Raw genomic sequence first — 245 nt, 5'->3', positions numbered from 1 at the left:
GTGCCCTACGTCAAAGAGATGGGTTTTACCCATATCGAACTGCTGCCGATCAACGAACATCCGTTTGATGGCAGCTGGGGCTATCAGCCGCTGGGCATGTATGCGCCGACCCGACGTTTTGGTACCCGTGACGAGTTCCGCGCCTTCATTGACGCCGCCCATGAGGCGGGCCTCAACGTGCTGCTCGACTGGGTGCCGGGCCACTTCCCCAGCGACGATTTCGGTCTGGCAAGATACGACGGCAC

General features: G+C 60.4%; 1 protein-coding gene. It reads left to right on the top strand.

The features are described from left to right. Positions 1-245: alpha-amylase family glycosyl hydrolase (locus SB765_RS32715; protein ID WP_410932902.1), on the top strand; the 245-nt coding region annotated here is incomplete at both ends.

This window comes from Pseudomonas sp. SIMBA_067, assembly GCF_046534675.1.
Classification (GTDB): domain Bacteria; phylum Pseudomonadota; class Gammaproteobacteria; order Pseudomonadales; family Pseudomonadaceae; genus Aquipseudomonas; species Aquipseudomonas putida.
Note: the sequence above shows the minus strand (reverse complement) of the source record. Positions and strands in the feature narration are given on the sequence as shown.